This is a genomic window from Streptomyces sp. NPDC059454 (assembly GCF_042749965.1).
GTDB lineage: Bacteria > Actinomycetota > Actinomycetes > Streptomycetales > Streptomycetaceae > Streptomyces.
Genome location: NZ_JBHYVC010000024.1, coordinates 23,825 through 47,607, shown reverse-complemented (window position 1 = coordinate 47,607; position 23,783 = coordinate 23,825). Strand labels below are relative to the sequence as shown.

Here is a 23,783-nt window from a genome sequence, read left to right as displayed (position 1 = left end):
CGCCCCTGCCCTCGCTCCCCACCAGGCGTTCGCCGCTGAGCCGGCCCGGCGTGCTTGCTGGGCGCGAGCGCGTCCCTGCCCCCGCCCACCGTCGGCCGCTGAGCCGACCCGGCGTGCCCCCGTCTTCCCGGCGCGTGTGCCGTACCACCCACTCACCGTTCACCGCTTAGCCGACCCGGCGTGCAGGCGAGACGCGAACGCGCACCGCGCACCCCGCCCACCACGCAACCCACCTCACACCGCAAGCGTGCCTGGCCCTCGCTTTCCTCCGGCCGCTCGCTCGCTTCTCCCCCGTGCTGGAGCGGGCCGGGTCAAGGGTGGGCCGCAGGCCCATCGCCGAAGGCGACGCGGAGTGCAGCGCAGCGGAACGCAGCGCCCTTGACGCGGCCCGCGGAAGCACGACACTGACAAAGAAGCGAGCGGCCCGACGGCCACCTGTCAGCGCGCCCTGGGGTAAACCCCCGCAGAAACACGGCCGTTGCCCGGATGGGGGCGAGGGCGAGTCACCGCGAGGCTCGTGGGCATGTCGCTGACCCCATCACGCAACCTCGCCCTCACCGCCGTACCCGCGGCCCTCCTCGTCGCCCTGCTCCCGCCCCTGACCGCCGGCGCCGTACCCGGCCACCCCGCACCCCGGCCGCCGTCCCTCGCCTGGGGCCCCTGCGCGAGCACGACCGGCACCGGCACCGGCACCGGCACCAACACCAACCCCCGCCAGGAATGCGCCACCCTCCGGGTCCCCATGGACCACGCCGATCCCGACGGCCCGCGGATCTCCCTCGCCGTCTCCCGCATCCCCGCGGAGAGCCCCGCGTCCCGCCGCGGCGCCCTCTTCCTCATCCCCGGCGGACCGGGCGGCTCCAGCCTCGGCGACCCTTCCGGCAAGGGACAGAAGCTGCCGCAGGAGGTACGGGACCAGTACGACCTGATCGGCTTCGCACCCCGCGGCGTCTCTCCCTCCACCTCCGTCGACTGCGGGCTGGAATACGCCGACCTCGCCACCTCCGAGCTGCGCCCCTGGCCCGCCCCGGACGGCTCGATCGACAGGAACATGGCCACCGCCGAGCGCATCGCGGCCACCTGCGTCCGCAACGGCGGTGAGCTGATCCGCCACATCAGCACGCGCGCCAACGCCCGCGACCTCGACCGCCTCCGGGCCGCGCTGGGCGAGCGGAAGATCTCCGCGTGGGGTGTCTCGTACGGGACGTACGTCGGAGCCGTCTACAGCCAGATGTTCCCGCACCGGACGGACCGGATCGTGCTGGACAGCAACGACGACCCCGACCCCGCCCGGGTGGCCCGCGCCTGGCTCGCCGGGCACGAGCAGGGAGTCGAGGACACGTTCTGGCACTTCGCGGCGTGGGCGTCGGCGCCCGGCAACCCGGACCGGGTGGCGGAGACGGCCGCCGAGGTCCGTCCGCTGTTCCTCCGGCTCGCCGCCCGCCTCGACCGCGCACCGATCCCCTGGCCCGGCTTCAACCCCGGGGAGCTGAACGGCAACGTCCTGCGCCAGACCATGCTCGACAGCCTCTACCGGCCCAGCCGTTACCCGGCCCTCGCCCAGCTGATGCTGGCCGCCCGGCGGGGCACCGTACCGCCCGCGCCGCCCGCCCCGCCCGAGCCGGTGCTGCAGAACGTGACCGCCGTCGGCGTCGGGACCATCTGCAACGACGTGGCCTGGCCCAGGTCCGCCGCCGTGTACGAGAAGGGCGTCGCCGAGAGCCGGACGAAGTTCCCGCTCACCGCCGGTATGCCCCGCAACGCGCTGCCGTGCGCCGCCTGGCCGTACGAGCCCCGCGAGGCGCCGGTGCGGATCACCGACCGGGGGCCGTCCGGCATCCTCCTCGTGCAGAACGAACGGGACGTCGCCACCCCGCTCAGTGGCGCGCTGAAACTCCGTGCGGCGTTCGGCCGGCGGGCGGTCATGGTCATCGTGAACGCCACGGGCCACGACTCCTACCTGGCCGACGGCAACGCGTGCGGCGACCGCACCGTCTCCCGCTTCCTCGCCACCGGCGAGCGCCCCCACCGGGACAAGTACTGTCGCTGAACCGGACAGGGCACGCCCCCGACGGGTAACCTGAAAAGCCGTCAGTCACATCGGGGGAGGGTGTGTCATGGGGGACAACGTCGTGCCGCTCACACTGCCGGACGGCACCAGCATACGGGCCAGGGTGTCACCGCTGGTCGAGCCCGGCACCGACGACCACGACACCCGGTGGGAGGACGTCGGCCTCTGGGACGAGGTCACCACCCGGGTCGAGGACTTGAAGGATCTGGTCGGCGGAGTCGCCGCCTCCGTACGCGAGGCGGCCTCGGCGGCCCGGCCCGACGAGTGGAGCGTCACCTTCGGCGTCGAGATCTCCGCCAAACCCGGCAGGGCGGTCGCGCTCCTCGCCGACGGAGAGACCAAGGGCAATCTGTCGATCACGCTCACCTGGCGGGACTCCGGCCGGTGACCGCCGCTGCCGGAAGCGGGGAGCCGGTCGGCAGAGAGCAGTTCGACGAACTCCGGCGCCTGGCGCGGGAGGCCACCGTGGGCGTACGCGGTCCGGACAGCCCCGGGGCCGCCCGGACGCGCGGCTGGGGCAGCGGCTTCCTCGTCGCGCCCGGCTGGGTGCTCACCTGCGCCCATGTCCTGGTGCACGCGGACGGCCGGCACCGGGGCACCGGGCCCGACGAGGAACTGGGGATCGTCCACGGCGGCCGGACCTACCGCGGCCGGCTCGCCTACCACCTGGCCGGGCCCACGGCAGCGGCGCAGGCCCGCTGGACGGACGGCATGGAGGAACCCTCCGTGCCGTCCGCGCTGGCCATCCAGCCCGACCTCGCGCTGGTGAGACTGCTGGAGGAGATCCCGGCACAGCCGTGCGTGTGGCTGACCGACCGTTCCGGTGTGCCGGTCGGAGCGGCCCATCTCTTCGGCCGGCAGGACGGCGGACAGCCCGCGGCGGAGCACTGGAACGCCAGCTGCCGGCTCGTCGGGCAGGAACGCGAGCAACTGCTGCTCGACGCGGACGCCCGGGTGCCCCGGGGGATCTCCGGCGGCCCGCTGGTCGACCTGGAGCTGGGCGAGGTGTCGGGAGTGGTCAAGGCCCGCAGCGACACCGGTACCACCGTGCTCGCCGTGCCGGTCTCCGCGCTGCGCGCCCTCACCTCCGCCCATCATCTCCCCGGCACACCGGATCTGGGCCCGCGGCCCTACGACGCGCTGATGCGGCTGCACGACCGCTGGCATGCCGACCGGCAGCGGGCGGGCCAGGGCACCACGCGCACCTGGGCCGACGTCCAGCTGAAACTCCCGGCCGCCGCGGGCCGCAAGCGCACCGTGCTCGACCGGCTGCGGGTCCTGGACCTGCTGGCGGCGCTGCCGTCGCCCCGCCCGGCCGTCGTCGGCCGGATCACGGCGGAGGCCCTCGGCACGCCCGGCCGGGCGTTCAGCCCTCGGCTGCCGACCTGGCGGGACGGCCAGGGCATGCTCTACACGCCGGATCCGACAAGGGAGTTGAGGGCCTTCCTGCACTTCGCCCTGCTGATCGCGGCCGAGCAGGACCGGACGCTGCAGAACACCGGTGACACCGAGAGCGCCCGGCACGTCGAGGCGCTGCGCGACTGGGCGTTGTGGCGCTCGGGAGAACTCGGCCCGGAGGACAGGGAGGCGCTCGGCACCGCCGCCCGGGCGCTGCCCTCGACGGTCCTGGTCGAATTCCTGCCGGTGCCGTACGACGACGGCGGCCCGGTGTTCGACTGGACCATCAGCCTGGGGTACGGGGGCGGGTCCTGGACACCGGCCGTGGCCGGGGACGATCCCTGGGGGCTGTCCTTCGAGCGGGCCGTGTGGAAGGTCGAACGGCATCTGCTCGACGCGCTGGAGGACGCCGACGGCCCCGGCGGCTCCTCCGCCCGGCTCGAAGTGGCCCTGCCGGCCGAGCACCTGGGCACCGCGGTGCACGACTGGCTCGCCACCCGCGGTGCGCCGGTCGGTCTCGGCCGTGCCGTGGTGGTGCGGGACGCCGCGCGCCGGGACGGCGGCGCGGACCCCTGGGCGGCCGACCGCGGCGCGGACGCCCGCCACCGCTGGCACAAGCGCTGGCACGGGGTCACGCGCGCCCACGGGCTGCACACCGTACGCCTGTCCGGTGAGGGGTCGGGGCTCGGTCTGGACGCGCTGCGTGAGCAGCCGGCCGGCGCGGTCCCCGTGCTGTGCCTGGCGATCGACTCGGGCCCCGGCTCCGTGGCCGCCTCGACCGTGCTGGAGAGCGGCTACGCGGTGGCGGTCTGGTCGGTGGACGGACACCCGCCGGGGCCGTGCGGAAAGGAGTGCGACACCTTCCACACCCGGGTGTCCGATCTGCTCGGCCGCCCTGCGGGACAGCCTCCGGAAGCCGTGACGATACGTGAACTGCCTGACAAAATTGTCGAGTTGAGACGCAACGCGCAGGACGGGGACGCCGAGGCGGCCTGGGCAGGGCGGGTGGTGCTGCTCTATGACGATGCCGGGAATCCGCTGCCGTCGCCCGCTCCGCCACGAGTAGAATTCCCGCCTTCATGACCCCGTTCATGACTCCGGTGGTGGCCGGATGGGGGAGTCGTCAGCACGGCCCCGAATGGGTACCGTCTTGGTGTCGTGTCCTGCCCGGGGGCTGCTGGGGGCGGGACGGGACCGCCCCACCGTTCCGACCTGCGACGACAACCGCCGGACTGCCGGAAACGAGGAGAGCGACGTGAGCGAGTGGCTGATCTACCGTGGGGCCGGGGTCCCGCACGACGGGATCGCTGAGCTTCCTCCGCCGCCGCCCTGGCGGGACTTCGACGGTGCCCCGCTCGTGCCGCCCCCGCCGGCCCTGGACGCCGCCTCCACCCGCCGGCTCGGAGTACGCGGCCGTCAGGGAGCCCTGCACCGTCCCACCACCCGGGAACAGGAACTGGTCAACGCGGCTCTCTATCTGCGCCGCCCGCTGCTGGTGACCGGCGAACCCGGCAGCGGCAAGAGCACGCTCGCCCACTCCGTCGCCCACGAACTCGGACTCGGCCGGGTCCTCACCTGGCCCATCGTCAGCCGCACCACCCTGCGCGACGGTCTCTACCAGTACGACGCGCTGGGCCGGCTGCAGGACCTGCAGATCGAACGCGGCCCCGCCGCCCCGCCGGAGCAGGACGGGACGACCGCGCCGCGTGCGCAGGACATCGGCACCTACATCCGCCTGGGGCCGCTCGGCACCGCCCTGTTGCCCTCCGCACGGCCGCGGGTGCTGCTGATCGACGAGCTGGACAAGAGCGACATCGACCTGCCGAACGACCTGCTGAACGTGCTGGAGGACGGCGAGTTCGTCATCCCGGAGCTGGAGCGGATCGCGGAACGGGCGCCCGAGGTGGACGTGCGCTGCGACGACGGCACGAAGGTGACGGTGCGCGGCGGCAAGGTGCGCTGCCGGGCGTTCCCGTTCGTGGTCCTCACCAGCAACGGGGAGCGCGACTTCCCCGCGCCCCTGCTGCGCCGCTGCATTCACTTCCGGCTCGACCGCCCCGACAAGGAGCAACTGGCCGGTATGGTGCGGGCGCACTTCGGCGAGGAGGCCCCCGGGCGTTACGAGTCGCTGATCGACGCGTTCCTGTCCCGCTCCTCCGGTGACGTGCGCGCGGTCGACCAGTTGCTGAACGCCATCCACCTGATCGACGAGGCGGGCTGGGCGGACGAGGAGGATACGCGCGAGCGGCTCACGGCGGAACTGCTGCGCCCCCTCGACCGGACCCGGTAACGCCCGTGCCCGGCAGCACCGCAGGAGACGATCACCGGCCACTGTCCGACCTGGTGGCCCGCTTACGGTCGGCCGGTGTGTCCCTGGACGCCCGGGGCCTGGCCGACGCCCTGTGGCTGGCCGGCCGCCTCACCCCGCGGCCGGGTCCGCCGCCCGGTGACGCCGGTGACACGGCCGGGGCCGGTGACACCGCCGGGGCCGGCCGTATCACCGGCGTCGCCGTGCGGCCCTCCGAGGGGACCGGGTCCGTCCTGCCGCCGGCCCCGGATCCGGTGGCGGACGGCGGGCGCGGGCGCGCCGAGGCCGATCTGCTGCCCGTACGGGACGGCGCCGCCGCGCGCACCGCGCCGCGCCGGGACGTCATCGTCCCCTCCCCGTCCGCCTTCCCCTCGCTGCTTCCCCTGCAGCGCGCGCTGCGCCCCTTCCAGCGCTACCGGCCGTCGGCCGTGCCCGGCCCCGGTGAGGTCGACGAGACGGCGACCGCCGACCGCGCGGCGGACTGCGGTCTGGTGTGGCCGGTGCTGCGCCCGGTCCACGGCCGGGAGGCGGACCTGCAGCTCCTCGTGGACTCCTCGCCCTCCATGACCGTGTGGGAACAGATGGTGCACGAGCTGCGGGAGGTGTGCGAATGGGTGGGCGCCTTCCGCAGTGTGACGGTGCGCCATCTGCGCCCGGACGGTGCGGGCGTGACCGCGAGCACGCTGCCGCGCCCCGGTGCGCCCCGGGTGCCCGCCGAGCAGTTGCTGGAGCCCGGCGGACGGCGGGTGACCCTGGTCGTCAGCGACTGCGCGGGCCCGCTGTGGCAGGGATCCGCGATGCGGGAGCTGCTGCACCGGGGAGTGCGCGGCGGTCCGCTCGCCGTCCTGCAGCCGCTGTCGCAGCGGTTGTGGGCCCGCACCCGGCTGCCGGCCGAGCCCGGCACCCTGCGCCGCCGCCCCGGCGGGTACGGCCCTCTGGAGTTCACCCCCTCGCGCCGCACGGCCCGGGACGCCGGCGCCCCGGCCGCGCTGCCCGTGCCGGTGCTGGCCGCCAGTCCCGGAGCCCTGTCGACGTGGGCGCGGCTGGTCACCGGGAGCACCGGGATCCGGCTGCGCGGGGCCGCCGCCTGGGTCGGCGGCCCCGGCGCCGGTGGCCCCGGCAGCAAAGCTCCGGGCACCGGGCCGGTCCGCCCGGCCGGTGCCCCGGCGCGGGACGCCGCCGAGCTGCTCGCCGTGTTCGAGGCGTCCGCCTCGCCGCTCGGCCGCCAGCTCGCCGTGTATCTGTCCGCGGCCCCGCTGTCGCTGCCCGTGATGCAGCTCGTCCAGCGCGCCATGCTCCCGCAGACCGGCCCCGCCGAGCTGTCCGAGGTGCTGCTCAGCGGCCTCGTCGTCCAGGCTCCCGGCCCGGAGGGCGCCGGGGCTCCGGGGGCGTACCACGACGAGCCGTGGTACGAGTTCCTGCCCGGCGTCCGCGACCTGCTCATCGGCCGGCTCAGCGCCGGTGAGGCCGCCCTCGTCCTCAAGCACTGCTCGCTGTACGTCGAGAAGGCCTTCGGCCGCAGCGCCCGCAACTTCCCGGCCGTCGCGGTGGCCTACCTCATGGACGTCGCCACCGACCCCGAGATCGGTCCGGACGCCGTGCCCGAGCCCTTCGCCCGGGTGTCGGAACAGGTGCTGCGCCGCTTCGAACCCGAGCCCGCGCTGCTGCGTCACACGGTCGCCGCGCCCGGTGCCGGGGAGCTGGGCCACACCCTGCTCGACCGCTGGGAGCGCGAACATTCCCCCCGCGATCTGCTGGCCGCCGTACGTCTGCTGCGGGTGGCGGCCGACTCCGGCGCCTCCGGGACGCTCCTCGCCCGGCTCGCCGACGCGTTGCGGCAGACCTGGCGGGAATGGGGCGGTGAGGACGTGCTGGACGAGGCCGAACGGGCGGCGCGCGGCGCGCTCGCCGCGGAGCCCGGCCTGAGCACCTCACTCGCGCTCGCCCGGGTCCTGGACACCCGCGCCCGGGCCGCGCTGGCCGCGGGGCGTGCCGAGCAGGCCGTGGAGGGGCTGCGGGAGACCGCGGCGCGCTGCCTCACCGCGCTGGAGGAGGCGCGGGACGGCGGCGACGAGCCCCGCCTGGCGTGTGTCCTGCTGCTCGCCGAGGCACTGCGCACCCTGTCCACCGCCGTTCCTCGCCGCCCTCAGCCGGCGCTGCTGGAGGAGGCGCAGGAGGCACTGACCGCGCAGGCCCGGTTGTGGCCCGCCGGCCGGGTTCCGCCGGCCCTGCTGCTCAGCCGCGGCCGGGTGCTGCTCGACCTGGCCCGGCTGAGCGGCGAGCGCGCCTTCGCGCTGCGCGCCGCTGCCGACCTCGCCACCGCCGTCGAGGGGCTGCGCAACGATCCGGGCCCGCGCCACGACAGCCTGACCGCCGCCCTGACCGGCCTCGCGGAGGCGCTGTCCGTGTCACCCGACGGGCAGGGCGGCGACGAGGCGCACGAGCTGCTGGCCGAGGCCGCCGCGCTCTCCCGGGAGGCCGCCGACCCGCTGGCCGAGGCGGCCTGTCTGACCCTGGTCGCCCGCAACCGGCGCGACCACCACGACCGGACCGGGGACACCGACGCGCTCCGGGTGGCCGACGAGGCCTTCACCCGGGCCCGTCGGCTGGTGCCGCCCGACACACACCGGCACGTGGGCCTGCTCACCGAGTCCGCCGAACTGGTTTTGAGACGTGCGGAGTCGGAACCCGGGTCGGCTCAACTGGCGGCGCGAGCTGTGCAGTTGCTGCGGGAGGCCATCGCGCAGACCGGCTCCGACGATCCGCGCGCGGGCCACCGCCGCCTGCTGTTCGGCCGCGCCCTGCGTCTGCGGCACGAACGGCAGGGCGGGCTCGCCGACCTGCACGAGGCCGCCTGGACCCTCACCCTCGCCGCGCGTGACGACGACGAGACCGCCGCACAGGCCTGGCTCGAACTGGGCGACGTCCAGGCCCTGCTGGCACGGCGCACCGGTGTCTTCCACCACTACGCCCAGGCCTCCGCCGCCTATCTGCGGGCCGCCACCGGCACCGGGGAGACCTTGACGGCGGCCCGGGCCCGGCACCGCCGCGGCGAGGTCCTGGAGCGCACGGCGGGACCCGTCCGGGCGCTGGAGTCGTACCGTCTGGCCCGCGCGCTGTGGGAGGAGCTGGGCGCGACGGACACCGTGGAGGCCCGGCGCACCATGGACCGGATCACATGGCTCGAGGCACGGCCGTGACGGTGCGGGCGTTTCCGCACCGCCCGACGTGGGCAACTCCGAGCAGAACACCATCCCTTGAGGAGTGCAGAGTGCAGAGTCCTCCGCCGGGGCCGGAGACACGACCGCAGGACCGACCGCTGCCCGACCTGTCCGCGTACGACCCCGGGCAGCTGCGGACCACGGCCGGTCATCCGGTGCTGCGCGCCGTCGTGGCCGATCTGCTCGACCACTGGCCGGCGCCCGGGGAGGCGGCGGCCCACTACGACGACACCACGAGGACACTTCGCCGCCCGGACCCGCCCCACGACAGAAACGGTGATGAGCCGGATTTGACCTGGTGGCAAGCGGCACGCTGACCGATGCTGGAACGGCACGTCCGCCGTGAGACCCACGCCGCGGCCACCGGCCGACGGGTCGCCGCGGCCGGCCCGGACCGTAGGAAGGGTGGCAGCGTGACCCGTGACCGCAGCACTGTGCCGTCCCCCGTCGCGCAGGCCGGACCCGCGCCGGGCCGACCCGCTCCCTGGCCCGTGGACCTGCTGGACGTCCCCGCGCTGCGGCGGGCCGGAACCCGCCCCGTCCCGCTGCGGCAGTTCGTACTGAAGATGCACAGCCGCTGCAATCTGGCCTGCACCTACTGCTACATCTACGCGGGTCCCGACTCCACCTGGCGGGACCGGCCCGCGCACATGGCGGACGCCACCGTGCTCCGGACCGCCGAGCGCATCGCGGAACACGTCGGGCGGCACCGACTGCGGCGGATACGAGCGGACTTCTTCGGCGGGGAGCCCCTGCTGACCGGACCCGGTCCGCTGCTGCGCGCCGCCGAGGCACTGCGCGCCGCGCTCCCGGCCGGGACGGACCTGGACCTCTCCGTGCAGACCAACGGAGTGCTGCTGACCGGACCGGTGCTGGAGCGGCTCGCCGGTGCCGGAATCCGGGTGGGTCTGAGTGCGGACGGTGGCAGCGCCGCCCTGAACCGCCGGCGCGTCGACCATGCCGGACGCTCGTCGTGGCCCGCGCTCGCCCGGGCGGCGGAGCTGCTGCGGGAACGGCCGGACAGCTACTCCGGGATCCTGTGCACCATCGACCCGTACAGCGACCCGGTGGAGGTCTTCACCTCGCTGCGCGACCTGCGCCCGCCGTTCCTGGACCTGCTGCTGCCGCACGCCAACTGGTCCAGTCCGCCCCCGGCCGGTCCGGCCGGGCCCGCACCGTACGGCCGGTGGCTTCGCACCGTCTTCGACCACTGGTGGGACGCCGATCCGCCGGGCCCGCCGGTGCGGATCTTCCAGGAGATCATCGGGCTGCTGCTGGGCCGGCCGAGCGGCAGCGAAGCGGTGGGGCTCTCTCCGATGGTGGCCGTCATCGTGGACACCGACGGCACCATCGAACAGGTGGACTCGGTGAAATCGGCCTATCACGGGGCGAGTGCGACCGGTCTGGACGTGTTCACGGACAGTTTCGACGCCGCCCTGGACCACCCGGGTGTGGCCGCCCGCCAGCTCGGTCCGGCCGCGCTCGCACCGCGGTGCCGCGACTGCCCGGTGATGGCCGTGTGCGGGGGCGGCAACTACGCCCACCGTTATGCGGCGGGCAGCGGATTCAGACACCCGTCCGTGTACTGCGCCGATCTCGAGCTGCTGATCCGGCACATCGCGGACCGGCTGCTCGACGTCCTGCCGACCGGCGCTTCCGGCACGGCCCGGCTGAGCAACGCGCCATGACCAGCATGTTTCTGAAGCCGCGACAGATGCTTTAGGGTGCGTGTCGAATGTCACGTTTACGCGAGGTCGTCAAGGGAGACGGTTGAATGGCTGAGCAAGCCTGGTCCAGCGCCCCGGGCGAGCACTTCACCATCAGCTACGCCGGATTCAACCGCCCGTGGGCCGCCTGGATCTCACACCAGCTGGAGCGGCTGGGGTACCGGACCACCACGCTGCGCTGGGACCCGGGCTCGTCGGGCTCGCTGACCGACGCGTTGCTCGATCTGCTGCGTGCGCCCGGACGGGTGCTCCTGCTGCTGGACAACTGGTACTTCCGGCTCGGCCCGCGCACCAAGGAGGAGTGGACCGCCGCGCTGCGCGAGGTGGTGCCCTCCCACGACGGCCGGCTCGCCGCGGTGAGCGTGGCGACCGATCCCCTTCCGCCGACGATCGCCGCGCTGCGCCCCGTCGACCTGCGGGACCTGGCCGCCACGGAGGCACGCCGGCGCATCCTGCGCCTGCTCGGCATCGACCCCTCCCTGCCGGGGCCGGCGAGCACGGACGAGACCGGACCGCGCTTCCCCCACGACCCGCCGGCGATCCGCAAGGTGCCCCGCCGCAACGACAGTTTCACCGGCCGCGACCCGGTGCTCGAGCAGTTGCACGAGGCGCTGAGCAGCGCCGGCGACGAGGGCGCGCGCTGTTCGCTGTACGGCATCTCCGGGGTGGGCAAGAGCCAGATCGCCCAGGAGTACGCACACCGTTTCGGCAACGCGTACGACGTCGTTTTCTGGATCAACGCCAACTACCGGGGCACCGCCCGTGAACAGCTCGCCTCGCTGGCCTCACGGCTGGAGCTGTCCGTGGGCCAGGAGATCGGCGACCGCATCCGGGCCGTGCTCGAGGCACTGCGCACCGGACGGCCGTACGGCCGCTGGCTGATGATCTTCGATGGTGCCGACTACATGGACCAGGTCGACGACCTGATCCCCGAGGGCCGCGGACACGTCCTGCTGACCACGCTCACCCGCGACTGGTCGGCCGCCCGGCGCGCCCGGGAGATCCAGGTCCAGCCGTTCCTGCGCGAGGAGAGCATCGCCTACGCGCTGCGCCGGGCCCCGCTGCTGACCCGGCAGGAGGCGCACGACCTGGCGGACGCGGTCGAGGACCTGCCGCTGATCCTCGCCCAGACCACCGCCTGGCTGGACACCAACCCCATGCCCGCGCGGGACTACATCGCGCTGATCCGGCGCGGCGAACCCAGCAAGGTCGGCATCGGGCTGAGCGAGCAGTACTCGATGAGTTTCCAGACCAGTTGGTCGATAACGCTGAACACGCTGCGGGAGCGGGCCGAGGACGCCGCCGAGCTGCTGAAGCTGCTGGTGTTCTTCTCCCCGGAGAACATCCCCGTACGGCTGATCCAATCCGCGCGGGCCCGGGACCTGCCCCAGCACCTGGCCGCCCTCGCCGCGGACCCCATCGGCTGGCACACGGCGCTGCGCCGGCTCTCCGAGGCCACGGCGGTCCGACTGGACTACGAGGCCTCACCGGGCCAGGAGACGGTCGTCGACAGCGTCCAGATGCACAAGCTGTACCACGGCTTCCTGCGCAACGACCTCAGCGAGACGGAACGCGACTCGCTGTCGGCGACGGCCTGCCGCATCCTCGTCGACGCCGATCCCCGTCAGCCCAACGAGCCCAACCACTGGCACCGCTACGCCAACCTCTTCCCGCACCTGAAGCACTCCGGGGCGCTGGACAGCAGGGACGAGGACGTCCAGGACCTGGTGCTGAACTGCATCAACTACGCCCGGGCCCGGGGCGAGTACCGCACCGGTCTGTCCCTGTGCGAACAGGCGCTGGCCCGCTGGCGCACCTTCATGCCGCCGACCTCCCGGGTCATGCGGCTCGCGATGCTCCAGCACTCGAATCTGCTGCGCCGCTCCGGCCGCTACCAGGAGGCCGAGGCGGTGGGCCGGGAAGGCGTCCGCGCGTTCGACGGCCGCCCGCCGGACGATCCGGACCTGCTCAGCGCCCGCAACGCCCTGGGCGGCGCGCTGATGGCGCTGGCGCGGCTGGACGAGGCGTACGAACTGTACGAGGACATGTACCGGCAGTACCTGGGCACGGTGGGTCCGGAGAACCCGCGCACCCTCCAGGCGCGCGAGAACCTCGGCAGCACACTGGGCCTGCTCGGCCGGTACGACGAGGCCCGGCAGGTGTTCGAGGAGAACGCCGCCATCCGCACCCGCCTGTTCCGGGCCGAGAACCTCGACACGCTGCGGTCGAACCTCAACGCCGCGCGGACGCTGCGCATGCTCGGCCAGTACGTGGAGGCCACCTCGCGCCAGGAGCTCAACCTCCGGCTGCACCGGGACCGGCTGGGTTCCAACAACCCGGAGACGATGCGGGCCGAGCACAACCTCGCCCTGTGCCGCAGACGGCAGGGCGAGCTGGCGGGGGCCGAGAGCCTGATGCGGGACGTGGTGGCCCGCAGCATCCGCGTGCAGGGTCCCCGCCACCCCGACACCCTGGCGGTGCAGGCCGACTTCGCCACCTTCGTCCGGGAGCACGGCGACCTCGCGGAGGCCCGGACGCTGGCGGACAGGGTCGCGCAGGACTACCGGACGCTGGTCGGCGACGCACACCCGTACACCATCGGCGCCCAGGGCAACATCGGCCTGGTGCTGTGGGAGTACGGGGAGCGCGAGGAGGCGGTGACGCTCGCCGAGCGGGCGTACGCCGGCATGCGCGCGGCCGTCGGCGAGGACCACCCCTGGACGCTGGGCACGGCCCTGAACGCGGCCGGCGGCCGGCACCTGCTCGGTGACGACGAGGGCGCCCTGGACCTCAGCCGCAGCACGCTGGAGCGGGCCGTCCACGTCCTGGGCGCCCTGCATCCGCTCACCCTGTCCTGCCGTGCGGCCCTGGCCGACGACCTGCGGGCGCTGCGCCGCACGGAGGAGGCGGCCAAGCACGAGAAGGAAGCCCTGCAGGGACTCACCGACTCCTACGGTCCCCAGCATCCGCACACCCTCTCGGTCCGCCGCCGCGAGCGTCCCTACTGGGACTTCGAGCCCCAGCCCATCTGAAAGGCCCTGGCACACCCGATGCACGACCGCCACACCGTCGGCTCCTCGCCGGCCGACCTGCCCGACCTGTCCCACCTCGACGTACACGCCCTGGCCACGTCCGGCGGGCACCCGGTGCTCGGCCCGGTCGCGGCCGCCCTCCTCGCCCGGTGCGGCGCCGAGACGACTCCCGTCGCCTTCTACGAGGACGGCATCCTCTGAGCCGTACCGCCCCGGGCCGTACGGCCGTGCCCCTGCCGTTTCCCGCGCCGTCCCCGCACCCGATGTGGCCGCACCGCGCCCTGGACGTGGCCGGCCTGCGCCGGAGCGGGGTGCGGCCGCTGCCGTTCCGGCAGTTCGTGCTGAAGGTGCACAGCCGCTGCAACCTGGCCTGCACCTACTGCTACGTCTACCGGGGCGCCGACCAGAGCTGGCGGGAGCGTCCGCCGCGGGTCCCGGACCGGGTGGTGAGCCGTACCGCCCGGCGGATCGCCGACCACGCGGCGGTGCACGGCCTCGACGCCGTGCACCTCAATTTCCACGGCGGCGAGCCGCTGCTCGCCGGGGCGGCCTTCCTCGCCGAGTGCGCGGCGACCGTGCGTGCGGCGGTGCGCGCACGGGCTCCCGGCTGTGTGGTGCACGCGAGTCTGCAGACCAACGCGACGCTGCTGACCGAGCGGTCGCTCGCCGTGCTGGCCGCCGCGGACATCCGGATCGGGGTCAGCCTGGACGGCGGCAGCGCCGCCCTGAACGGGCGCCGGATCACGCACGCCGGACGGCCCGCGTGGCCGGCGGCGGTCCGCGGGCTGCGCCGGCTGAGCGCCCGTCCGGACACCTGGGCCGGGGTGCTGTGCACGATCGACCTGGAGTCCGACCCGGTGGAGGTGTACGAGTCCCTGGCCGCGCTGCGGCCCCCGGCGCTGGACCTGCTGCTGCCGCACGCCACCTGGTCCTCCCCGCCGCCCGGCACGGGCCCGGCCCGGGAGGCGGCTCCGTACGCCGACTGGCTGATCACCGCGTTCGACCACTGGCTGGCCCGCCGGCCGGCCGGGCCGCCGGTGCGGATCTTCCGGGAGATCATCGGCCTGCTCCTCGGGCTGCCGGGCCAGGCCGAGGCGGTCGGCGGGTCTCCCCTGGTCGCCGTCGTCGTCGACACCGACGGCGCCATCGAGCAGGTGGACTCGCTGAAGACGGCCTACGCGGGGGCACCGGCCACCGGCCTGGACGTCTTCCGCCACTCCTTCGACGAGGCGCTGGACCACCCCGGGATCGCGGCCCGCCAGCTCGGCCCGGACGCGCTTCCGAGCGACTGCCGCGCCTGCCCGGTGGGCAAGGTGTGCGGTGGTGGCAACTACGCGCACCGGTACCGCCCGGACACCGGCTTCCGCAACCGGTCGGTGTACTGCGCCGACCTGTACGAGCTCATCCGGCACGTGGCCGCACGGCTCGAGGAGACGGCCTCCGCCGGCTAGGGGGCGGGCTCCAGGGCCCTCGGGGCGGCAGCCGGGGTGTGCGGGGCCTGCGACCTCCGTAGGCCGGGCATTCGTCCGACCGGACGATGAACTGCCGATGACGCCGTTGGCGTGACGTTTCGCCCCGGCCGCAACCGGGCCTCCCGCAACCGGCCTCCTGTCCTGCAGAACCGACACCCCTGGGTGAGGAGACCGACATGACCGCGACCGCTTTCGAGTACGGCCCGAACCATGCCTTCGTCGACCCCCGCGCCGTCGAGGGCCTGGGCGGCGACTACCTGCTGCCGCCCCCGCGCCCGGCCGACCGCCTCGACATCGCCATCGACCCGCGTGACCGCCGCCGACTGGAGCTGCACGCCGCCCTGACCGCCGCCGGCATCCCGCCCCGGCCCGAGGACCGTGAGGCCATCGAGAGCCTGAGCGCCCTGTCCGGCAGCATCAACAGCACCATCCAGCGGTGGCTGCACCACACGCTCTGAGGCGGCGGGCGCACAGCGTTCCCGGTGCCACCGGCCCCGACTCGTACGCCACGATCACCAGCTGGACCCGCTCCCGCGCCCCGAGCTCGCCCATGGTCCGGCTGACGTGGGTCTTCGCGGTGAGCGGGCTCGGCCCGAACGAGTCGGCGATCTCGGCGCCGTCCGGGCCGCGGGCGACGAGCGTGAGGACCTCGCGCTCGGGGCCGGCGGCGGCGAGCAGTCCGCCGTCCCGGTGGTGGACCGGCACGAGGCCGGTGGACTCGCCGCCGGGCGGCTCGTCCCGGATGCGGGCCACCTGGGTGGAGCGGGCGGGACTGCTCCCCGGGGAGTGACCGGCCGTGCGCCGGCGGGTGTCAGGCCCGGTCGACCATCCAGGTGCCGTCCTCCTCGTCGTCGACCCGTACCTCCAGCTCGCGGATGCTCATGCCCGCCTCCCACAGTTCCCGGAAGCGCTTCATCCGGTCCTGGACGTGGTCCCTGCGCGCGATGAGCCGCGTCCTGACGTTGACGTCGCGCAGGTCCTGCTCGATCTCGAAGGAGACCTCCTCGTCGTAGACGATGAAGTCGTCGGTGGTGCCGCGCTGGAGGTGCGGCGGCAGTTCGGGCAGCACCGCCACCCGGACCTCGATGTGCAGCGCCTTCTGCTCGTCGCACAGCCGCAGCAGCCGGTCGTCGAGTTCGCGCGCGCTCGCCAGCAGGAACAGCCGCCGCACCGGCACCCCGTGCTCCTCGATCGCCTCCCGCTGGGCGTCGAGGTAGCGGCTGGCGGGCTCGCTGTTCCAGAACTCGCGGTCGACGGAGGTGCTGATGGCGCTGATGGACTGCTCCGCGGCGTGGGTGAGGCTGAGCATCCAGTCGTGGTTCTCGCCGTGGCACTCCACGCTCATGCTGGTGAGCGCCGCCATGTGCCCGACCACCCGCTGCATCTCCAGGCGGACGAACGTGTAGAGGATCGACGGTCCGGGCGCGAGGGCCTCGGCGAAGCGCTTGGCCAGTTCCGGTACGCCGTCGGTGCGGACGCGGTCGAGCGGCGGGTAGGACTCCGGGTCGGGGGTGGGCGGGGCGAGGCGGGTCTCGACGAGTTGCCTGATGTCCTCGGTGTGCCGGGCCAGGCCGGTGCGCAGGTTGTCGTCGTGCCGCTCCAGCCCGTCCCGCACGGTGGCGGCGGTCTCGGCGAGGACGCTCTGGGTCCGCAGGGCCTGTTCGTCGGGTCCCCGGTCGCGGGCGAGGAGGAAGGGGACGGCCACCGTGGCGGCGGCGCAGAGTGCGGCGGCGGCGAGCTGCCGGAGCGCTCCGTCCTCCGGACTCAGCAGTGCGGCGACGCCCCAGACGACGAGGCCGACGGTGAGGCCGGTCAGGAGTCTGCGCGTCCACCCGGTCCGGTCGGGTGAGCGTGTCCAGGGGCGTGCGGGTGGGCTGTCCGGGACGCCGGACGGCCGGGGCCGGGCCGGGCCGGGGATCGCCGGACCGCCCTCGTGCCCGGGCGCGCCCCCCGCGCCGGTCAGGGGTGCCGTGTCCTCGGGCTGGGGTGACTGTGCCGTGCTCATCTCGCTTCTCCCCCCGTTGGGATGCGCGTCGGATCGGGGTGCGGGGACGTGCGTCGGGGTGGTGCGGGCCGGGGGCCCGCGGTCAGGGAGCCAACTCGGCCTCCCGGTGGGGCGGGGGAATCGCGTGCAGGGCGAGCTGGTCCCGGATGCGCTGCACCAGCGTCCGCCACTGCCGGGTGAAGCCGGGGCGGTCCTCCAGCGCCTCCCAGAGGGGGGCGAGTCCGTGCGCGACGCGGGCCCGTGGCATCCACAGGTGCAGCAGGTGGTCGACGGCGGGCCGCAGCGCCGTGACGACGGCGGGGCGGTCCTCGCCGGCCCGGGCCCGCAGCCGGGCGGGCGGTTCCGCGGCGCCCAGCCGGATGCCGTCCAGGATGCGGACGACGGTGGTGAGCAGCCAGTCGTGCAGGGCGAGGTCGTCGCAGAGCCCGGCGATCTCGCCGGCGGGCGTGCCCCGGGGGACGCGGAGCCGTACGGTACGCAGTTCGTCCTCGGCGAGGGTGAACCGCTCGATCGACGGCCCCTCGTCGCGCTCGGCGGGCAGGGCCACCCAGCGCAGCCGGGTGGGGCGGGACTTCAGGGGCGGGCGCTGGTCGAGCAGGGGGTGGCGCAGCAGGCGGGTGAGCAGGTTGTCGGCGATCAGCCCGATGTCGAGTTCGCCGGGCCGGCCGCCGTTCAGCAGTCCCTGGGCGACCGCCTCGTACGGCAGTTTCCCGAACGGCTCGACCGTTGCGGGCCGTACGAGGTAGTGGCCCCAGGGGCGTCGGTGGTCGGGGCCTGCGGCGAGGACCTGGAAGTGGGCGGAGCTCTGCAGGACGCGCCCCTCGGTGAGCGAGGCCCGGGCGGCGACGGTGCCGACGGCGCGGATCCTGGCGCCGTTGGCGCTGGGCAGGGGGCAGTCGACGCCGGTGAGGGTGTCCGGGGAGCGGCCGTAGAGGTTGGGGCGCTCGGAGAGCAGGACGCGTTCGTCGGCGCGCAGTCCGAGGAGCTGGGCGGCGGCGCGGCTGTCGAGGGCCTGCAGGGCGGGCAGCAGACAGGTGCGGACCTCGCCGCAGGCGAGCGCGACGGGCGGCGGTGTCTCCTCCGGCGTCATGTCACTGCCCCGCGTAGAAGACGTAGGAGACGCGGTCGGCCACCGAGCCGGGGACGGCCGCGTGCTCGCGGGCGGAGCGCTCGGCGGCCTGGGCGAGTGCTCCGGGGTCGACCTCGATCTGGTCGAGGATCACGCGGACGGCGTGCTCGACGGGTAAGAACCGGCTGGGGATCACCGAGCAGGTCCGGTAGGCGGCGAACGGGTCCGCCCGGGGGTTGAGCCGGAGCAGCGGAGGCAGTTCGTCCCAGTCGTCGGGGAAGGAGTCGGCGGTGTGCGGCTGGGGTACGAGGACGGCCTCGCCCTCGTTGCGCAGCAGCCCGAGGCGGGCGAGCTGCCACACCGCGGCGAGGAAGGGGCAGGACCAGGTGCGCTGTCCGTCGGGGCCCTCGTCCCAGAGTTCGACGTCCAGGAAGACGGAGTGGCGGCGGGCGGCGGTCTCCTTCGGCGGCTGCCAGGCGGTGGCCCTCTTCATGGCCTGCGGGGCGCGCGCGACGGGGCTGCGCTCGCCGTTGGCCAGCCAGCCGGTCTGCGCGGCCGGCGGGCGCAGGCCGTAGCTGCCGGGCGGCGGTTCCTCGACGATCCGTCCGGCCACGGCCTCGGCGACGGGCACCTTGCCGGCGACGGCGCAGCCGGACTCGCGGGCCAGGTAGTCGATGACGAGACCGGCCCGGTCGGCTTCCTCCAGCAGCATGGGGACGACGTCGGCCGGGGCGGAGAAGCGGGTGAAGTAGTCGTCGATCAGGAAGCAGGTGCTGATCCGGGGGCGTTTGCCGCCGGTGGCCGCGGCCGCGCCGGCGCGTGCCGCCTCCGCCCAGGGGCGGACCCGCTCGAAGTGCCGCCGCAGGTGTTCCGGGCCGGCCTCGAAGTCCTCCATGTAGAGGTGGCCGAGCTCCAGGGAGAGGTGGGACAGGGGCACCGCCTGGGTGCGTGGTTCGGCGGCCGTCTCGCGGAACACCGCTTCCGTCATGGCCGCCCCCAGCAGTCGTCGTCGGTGAGACGTCGCGCGATCTCCTCCAACGCCTCCAGTGTCTCCTTGTTGGCGATCTGTGTGGAGAGGACGTCCTCTTCGGTGATGAGCTGTTCGCGCCACTGCAGGATGGGTTCCAGGGGGACGACGCCGAGCACCACGCTGTCACCGATGCGGTGTTCGGCGGCGAGTCGGCGCAGTGCCTCGTCGCAGGACTGCATCCAGGCGGCCTGGGCGGGCGTGCCCTGGGACCACAGCGGCGAGTCCGGATCGGGTACGGCGGCCCGGACGAAGCGGACGGCGCCCTGCAGCGCCTCCTCGTCGTGTCCGCGTTCGACGCCGCCCCTGATGATGCCGTGGTCCTTGTGGACGAGTCCGGCGGCGGCGATCACGTGCTGCCGGGTCCAGCGGTGGAAGACCAGCCAGCGGAAGGGGACGTAGCGCATTCGGGGGTGGGCGGTGGCGGCGAGGACCATGTCGACGGCGTAGCTGCGGCCGGCGCTGAGGTCGACGACGATCAGGTCGAACTCGCCGTGCAGCCGCAGCAGGAGGTCGACGCAGCGTTCCAGGGCGTCCTCGCCGGTGGCGAACTCGCCGCCGCCGGCGTCGCCGGGGAGCAGCACCAGGCGGCCGGCCTGGTTGGGCCGGGCACGCAGCTGGGGGTGCTCGGTCTGCCGCCAGACGTCGATCCTGGCCGGTTCGGTGACCGCGCCCTCCAGGTAGGAGTGCAGGCCGCGTTCCTCGGTGCCGCGCATCGCGCCGGGCACGTCGAAGACGGCGGCGGCCGTGGGCGAGCCGAAGTCGAAGTCCACGTAGGCCACGTGGTCGCCGGTGAGGGCGCGCTGGTAGGCCAGGTTGGCACTGGTCACCGATCGGCCGGTGCCTCCTTTGTCGGAGGCGGCGAAGACGAGCACGGCTCACACCTCCTGGGCGGCGGCGCCCCGTGCCTGGGCCAGGGTGTCGAGTTCCTGGAGCACGGGCAGGGCCAGGGCGAACGCGGTCGCGGGCCGGTCGTCGACCAGGCTCCGGGCGTGGTCCAGGCGGCTTTCTATGCTCCGCATGGCCCGGCCCCGGCTTCCGTCGGGGCTGGCGGATGCCTCCATCTGTTCCCTGCCGAAGAGGTGGGTGGCCTCGCTGAGCAGGTCCCGGGCCAGCTCCGCGAGTTCGGGGCTGCGGATGGGCTGCTGTTCGTAGAGGTTGCGGGCGGCGACCAGGCACTCGGTGACGCGTTCGGTGATGCTCCAGGAGAGGCGCTTGCTGACGCGCGCGTCCGGGTAGACGGCGCGTGCGTGGTCCCAGAGGCCTGCTCCCTCGCCGTCCTCGATGCGCCGGCTCCACAGGTGCTCGAACGATTGCTCGCCCAGGCGGAGCAGCCGGTCCTGCGCGTCGATGTTCCGGGAGAGTTCCGCGAGCTGGATGATCCGCTTGAGCAGCTGGGCCGAGAAGTCGGTCATCCGCCACTGCAGCAGTCCGCCGGACCGCTCGGAGCCGGCGAGCGGCATGGTGACGCCCGGGTTGTGCAGCTCGATGACCGGATCGTTCCTGGTCATGCGGCTGGTGACGCGACCGCGGTCGGCGAGGCGCTCCATGATGGCGACGGTGCGGGTGAGGTCGTCGTCGGTGGCCTTCCGGCGGACCAGGTCGTGGACGAGGATGGCCGCGACGGTCAGGGAGAAGTACTCCGACTCCAGGCGCAGTCCGGTGGTCTGCCAGGGCAGGTCCTCCAGGGGCCAGCGCTCGCTGCCGAACCGGGCGATGGCCGACCAGTACTGCTGGCTGAGCTCCCAGCGCAGGCGTAACGCCTCGGCGAGTTTCTGCTGGTCGGCGTCGAGCAGTCCCAGGGTGAGGGTGCGGTCGGAGAACAGGTCCTGGATGCCGTCCAGGGCGATGACGGTGAAGTACACGTACGGCAGCCGGTCGGCGATGCCGTCGGGCTGGCCGGGGACCTGGACGTCCAGGTCGGTGATGGTCGGCGCGTCCTTGACCACGCCCCAGGCCCAGCCGCACTCGAAGAGCTGGCTCTCGTCCCGGATGCTCTCGTCGACCTGGATGCCGCGGCTGAGGCTCTCGATGATCGTGGCGCGCAGCGGGCGGAACCGCCGGGAGAACTGCTGGAGGACGGCCCGGTCGGACTGTCTGTCCTGGCCGATGACCTGGATGAGCCGCTGTCCCTGTTCGGACTCGGCGTCGAAGACGTTGACGGTGAAGGAGCGCAGGAGGCTGATCATCGCGGCGGTCAGCCGGGTGTTCGTGGCCTCCCGCAGCTCGGCGAGGGCCTTGCGCACGTCGGGGCGGGTGGTGCTGGGCTCGTAGACCTTGAGGAATCCGAGCGTGGCGAGGCAGAGCGTGACGGACATGGAGTAGGAGTCGACCACGCCCAGCTGGTACTGCTGGTGGGTGAGTTTCTGCTGGGGTTCGGCCGGCCTGAAGTAGTGTCCGCCGGCGAAGGTGGGGCTGTCGTCGGGCCCGGTGTGGCTGCGCATGAACTGGGAGAGCGCGGTGATCAGGTTGGGCGGGATCTCCAGCCGGCTGCCGACCCCCTCCAGCGCGCGCAGCACGTCCCGTTCGGTGGTGTCCGGCTGGTCGAGGCGGAACGCGGGTACCTCGGTGGCGGGATACAGCAGGCAGAGCAGCCGCTCGGCGTCGGCGACGCTGCTCAGCCCGTCGGTGTCCTCCCAGACGAGCTTTCCGTCGTCGAACGAATGGCGGGCCATGGCCCGCCAGATGTCCAGCAGATGCTGCCGCGGCTTGATCTGCATCCCCGCACCCCTCGTACAGATCTCGTTGCCCTGTGTTCAGAGATGGTCCCCGTTCCTACGGGGTGGCAATCGCCGAATTCCGCCGTCCCAGCGCGAGAATCATTCCCTCGTGCCCCGGCCGCACCATGTGGTCCATGTCGTGGATTTCCAGCTCGGCGGTGAACGGTTCCAGGCTCTTTCGGACCCGGTCCGCGTTCACCCGGTAGGCGGGGTACTTGTGTCCGCCGACCTGATATCCGAGGGATTCCTTCATGAACGCCGCGGCGAAGGGGGCTCCCTCGTTCAGCGCGTCCATGAAGCACTCCACTCCCCGCTGGAACTCCTCGGGGCACTCGGACATCGAGTCGGCGACGAAGAACATCGTGCCGATGTCCCAGCGCCGCTGCCCGTGGAGGTCCAGCAGGTTGGCGCGCTCCACCCGGACGATCTCGCCGAACCGGCTCCGCGGCTCGACGTCCCGGTAGGCGGGAGCCTCCCCCAGTACGTCCCAGAACGCGTCCCACGCCGTGTCGTACCCCCCGCCGGACGCCTGTTTCTCCAGGTATTCGACATTCGGAGTCGCATATTCCAGAAGGAGGATCTTCTCGCACCAGGGAAGCATGGACAGGGCCGGATAGAGATTCGCGCCGGCGCCCACGTCGACTCCGCGGACCGAGGCCGGAACGCCCTGCTCGTAGCAGCGGCTGAAATAGTCGCGCATGAGCCGCACGATCAGCAGATCGACCTCGAGCGGGGTGCGGTAATTGAGGTCGACGTACACCTCCGGATCGAACTTCGACCATGGCGCGTCGGCGTTGCGATCCATCATCACCCTGCCAAGTTCCATTCAGTGTCGGACAAGACCGTGTGCCCAGCGCACGAGTCCCCAGTGGACGTCGGCGGACGAAGAAGCGACTCCGGTGTTCGCACGGTAAGCCCGGTCGGCACGCGGAGACAGCCAGGAACACGCCAGTCCTCCGTGACCGGGCGCACGTCAGGCGCACGCCAGCACAGTCCTGTCACACCTGAACTCGCCCTTGCACACGGCGAGTTGGACGCTCACTCTAGCCAGAAGCAGTCACCGGCCGCCACCGGGGTCCCCATTCCCTCCTTCGTGTGAACGGCGGCCACGGCTGCCGCGTTGACGTCTCACGTCCCGACTGGGGGTGGCATGACCGCCGAACCGCTTGAGCGCGCCCTGGACCACGAGAAGCGCCTCACCCGGCCGACACCTCTACCGGAACCACGGCCCCCGCTGCTGCGGACGGCACGGGAGTCCGACCTGCCCGAACTGCAGCGACTCGACGAGGAGGTCTTCCAGGAGGTCGCCTACCCGGCGTTCCTGCTGCGGCAGCTCTTCGACCTGTACGCCGGTCACGCCGGTCATCTGCTCGTCCTCGACGACGGTGACGGCCGGCTGCGCGGCTACGTCCTGGCGGCCACCACGGCGATCAGCGGGGACAGCTGGATCCTCGGCCTGTGCGTGGCCGAGGACCGGCGCCGGCACGGGCTGGGCCGGGAACTGATGGTGGAGATCCTGGGGCGGCTGCGCCGCTGCGGGACCGAACGGGTCCGGCTGACCGTGGAGCCCGCCAACGACGCCGCGATCCTGCTCTATCGTTCCCTGGGTTTCCGCCCGGAGCCGCCCGACGGAGGAATGCGCCGGGACTACTTCGGTCCGGGTGAGGACCGCAAGGTGATGCGCCTCGTGCTGTGACGAGCCCCGGGCCGCCCCGCAGCGGCTGCCCCGCGGC

The 23,783-nt window shown here is 73.5% G+C and carries 18 protein-coding genes and 1 pseudogene; 12 read left to right on the top strand and 7 right to left on the bottom strand.

The window, feature by feature from the left end; all coding sequences use genetic code 11:
- Positions 1-523 precede the first annotated feature (523 nt).
- From ACFXAE_RS18495 to ACFXAE_RS18445, 11 genes are all read left to right on the top strand, one after another.
- Positions 524-2,050: an alpha/beta hydrolase gene (locus ACFXAE_RS18495; protein WP_384715480.1), complete on the top strand. Its 1,527-nt coding sequence runs from the start codon at positions 524-526 to the stop codon at positions 2,048-2,050.
- A 67-nt stretch (positions 2,051-2,117) separates the two neighbouring features.
- Entirely contained in the window at positions 2,118-2,459 is a 342-nt protein-coding gene (locus tag ACFXAE_RS18490; protein WP_384715477.1) for a CU044_2847 family protein, read from the top strand.
- On the top strand, positions 2,456-4,552 hold the full coding sequence (locus ACFXAE_RS18485; protein ID WP_384715474.1) for a trypsin-like peptidase domain-containing protein: 2,097 nt from the start codon (positions 2,456-2,458) through the stop codon (positions 4,550-4,552). Before ACFXAE_RS18490 ends, ACFXAE_RS18485 begins: the two co-directional genes overlap by 4 nt.
- Before the next feature lie 172 nt (positions 4,553-4,724).
- A complete protein-coding gene (locus ACFXAE_RS18480) occupies positions 4,725-5,759 on the top strand; it encodes an AAA family ATPase (protein WP_384715471.1) in 1,035 nt (344 codons plus the stop codon).
- 77 nt (positions 5,760-5,836) lie between these two features.
- Positions 5,837-8,977: an SAV_2336 N-terminal domain-related protein gene (locus tag ACFXAE_RS18475; protein WP_384715468.1), complete on the top strand. Its 3,141-nt coding sequence runs from the start codon at positions 5,837-5,839 to the stop codon at positions 8,975-8,977.
- A gap of 71 nt (positions 8,978-9,048) precedes the next feature.
- Positions 9,049-9,315, top strand: coding sequence for a hypothetical protein (locus ACFXAE_RS18470; protein ID WP_384715465.1), 267 nt, complete (start codon positions 9,049-9,051; stop codon positions 9,313-9,315).
- 249 nt (positions 9,316-9,564) lie between these two features.
- Entirely contained in the window at positions 9,565-10,686 is a 1,122-nt protein-coding gene (locus ACFXAE_RS18465; RefSeq protein ID WP_384715634.1) for an FxsB family cyclophane-forming radical SAM/SPASM peptide maturase, read from the top strand.
- Between the two features lie 86 nt (positions 10,687-10,772).
- The gene (gene fxsT, locus ACFXAE_RS18460; RefSeq protein ID WP_384715462.1) at positions 10,773-13,757 is read left to right on the top strand and encodes an FxSxx-COOH system tetratricopeptide repeat protein; all 2,985 of its coding nucleotides are present in this window, start codon (positions 10,773-10,775) and stop codon (positions 13,755-13,757) included.
- A gap of 18 nt (positions 13,758-13,775) precedes the next feature.
- Positions 13,776-13,958 (top strand): YxD-tail cyclophane-containing RiPP peptide, encoded by a 183-nt coding sequence (locus ACFXAE_RS18455; protein ID WP_384715459.1) that lies wholly within the window; start codon positions 13,776-13,778, stop codon positions 13,956-13,958.
- Between the two features lie 26 nt (positions 13,959-13,984).
- Positions 13,985-15,208: an FxsB family cyclophane-forming radical SAM/SPASM peptide maturase gene (locus tag ACFXAE_RS18450; protein WP_384715456.1), complete on the top strand. Its 1,224-nt coding sequence runs from the start codon at positions 13,985-13,987 to the stop codon at positions 15,206-15,208.
- 197 nt (positions 15,209-15,405) lie between these two features.
- Positions 15,406-15,687 (top strand): hypothetical protein, encoded by a 282-nt coding sequence (locus tag ACFXAE_RS18445; protein WP_384715453.1) that lies wholly within the window; start codon positions 15,406-15,408, stop codon positions 15,685-15,687.
- On the opposite strand, the pseudogene ACFXAE_RS18440 reads toward ACFXAE_RS18445, so the two are convergent.
- From ACFXAE_RS18440 to ACFXAE_RS18410, 7 genes and pseudogenes are all read right to left on the bottom strand, one after another.
- Positions 15,647-15,889, bottom strand: a pseudogene (locus ACFXAE_RS18440) (response regulator transcription factor); the annotation flags it as partial. The gene ACFXAE_RS18445 and the pseudogene ACFXAE_RS18440 overlap by 41 nt on opposite strands.
- A 151-nt stretch (positions 15,890-16,040) precedes the next feature.
- Complete coding sequence (locus tag ACFXAE_RS18435; RefSeq protein WP_384715450.1) at positions 16,041-17,234, bottom strand: hypothetical protein; 1,194 nt, start codon at positions 17,232-17,234, stop codon at positions 16,041-16,043.
- Between the two features lie 82 nt (positions 17,235-17,316).
- Entirely contained in the window at positions 17,317-18,324 is a 1,008-nt protein-coding gene (locus tag ACFXAE_RS18430; RefSeq protein WP_384715447.1) for an SCO2521 family protein, read from the bottom strand.
- A gap of 1 nt (position 18,325) precedes the next feature.
- On the bottom strand, positions 18,326-19,291 hold the full coding sequence (locus ACFXAE_RS18425; protein ID WP_384715444.1) for an SCO2522 family protein: 966 nt from the start codon (positions 19,289-19,291) through the stop codon (positions 18,326-18,328).
- Positions 19,288-20,205: an SCO2523 family variant P-loop protein gene (locus ACFXAE_RS18420; protein WP_384715441.1), complete on the bottom strand. Its 918-nt coding sequence runs from the start codon at positions 20,203-20,205 to the stop codon at positions 19,288-19,290. Before ACFXAE_RS18420 ends, ACFXAE_RS18425 begins: the two co-directional genes overlap by 4 nt.
- A gap of 3 nt (positions 20,206-20,208) precedes the next feature.
- The gene (locus ACFXAE_RS18415) at positions 20,209-22,050 is read right to left on the bottom strand and encodes an SCO2524 family protein (RefSeq protein WP_384715438.1); all 1,842 of its coding nucleotides are present in this window, start codon (positions 22,048-22,050) and stop codon (positions 20,209-20,211) included.
- 55 nt (positions 22,051-22,105) lie between these two features.
- Positions 22,106-22,858, bottom strand: a complete 753-nt coding sequence (locus tag ACFXAE_RS18410; RefSeq protein ID WP_384715435.1) for an SCO2525 family SAM-dependent methyltransferase — start codon at positions 22,856-22,858, stop codon at positions 22,106-22,108.
- A gap of 342 nt (positions 22,859-23,200) precedes the next feature.
- Here ACFXAE_RS18410 and ACFXAE_RS18405 point away from each other — a divergent pair, with 342 nt between their 5' ends.
- Positions 23,201-23,746, top strand: coding sequence for a GNAT family N-acetyltransferase (locus ACFXAE_RS18405; RefSeq protein WP_384715432.1), 546 nt, complete (start codon positions 23,201-23,203; stop codon positions 23,744-23,746).
- Positions 23,747-23,783: the final 37 nt, after the last annotated feature.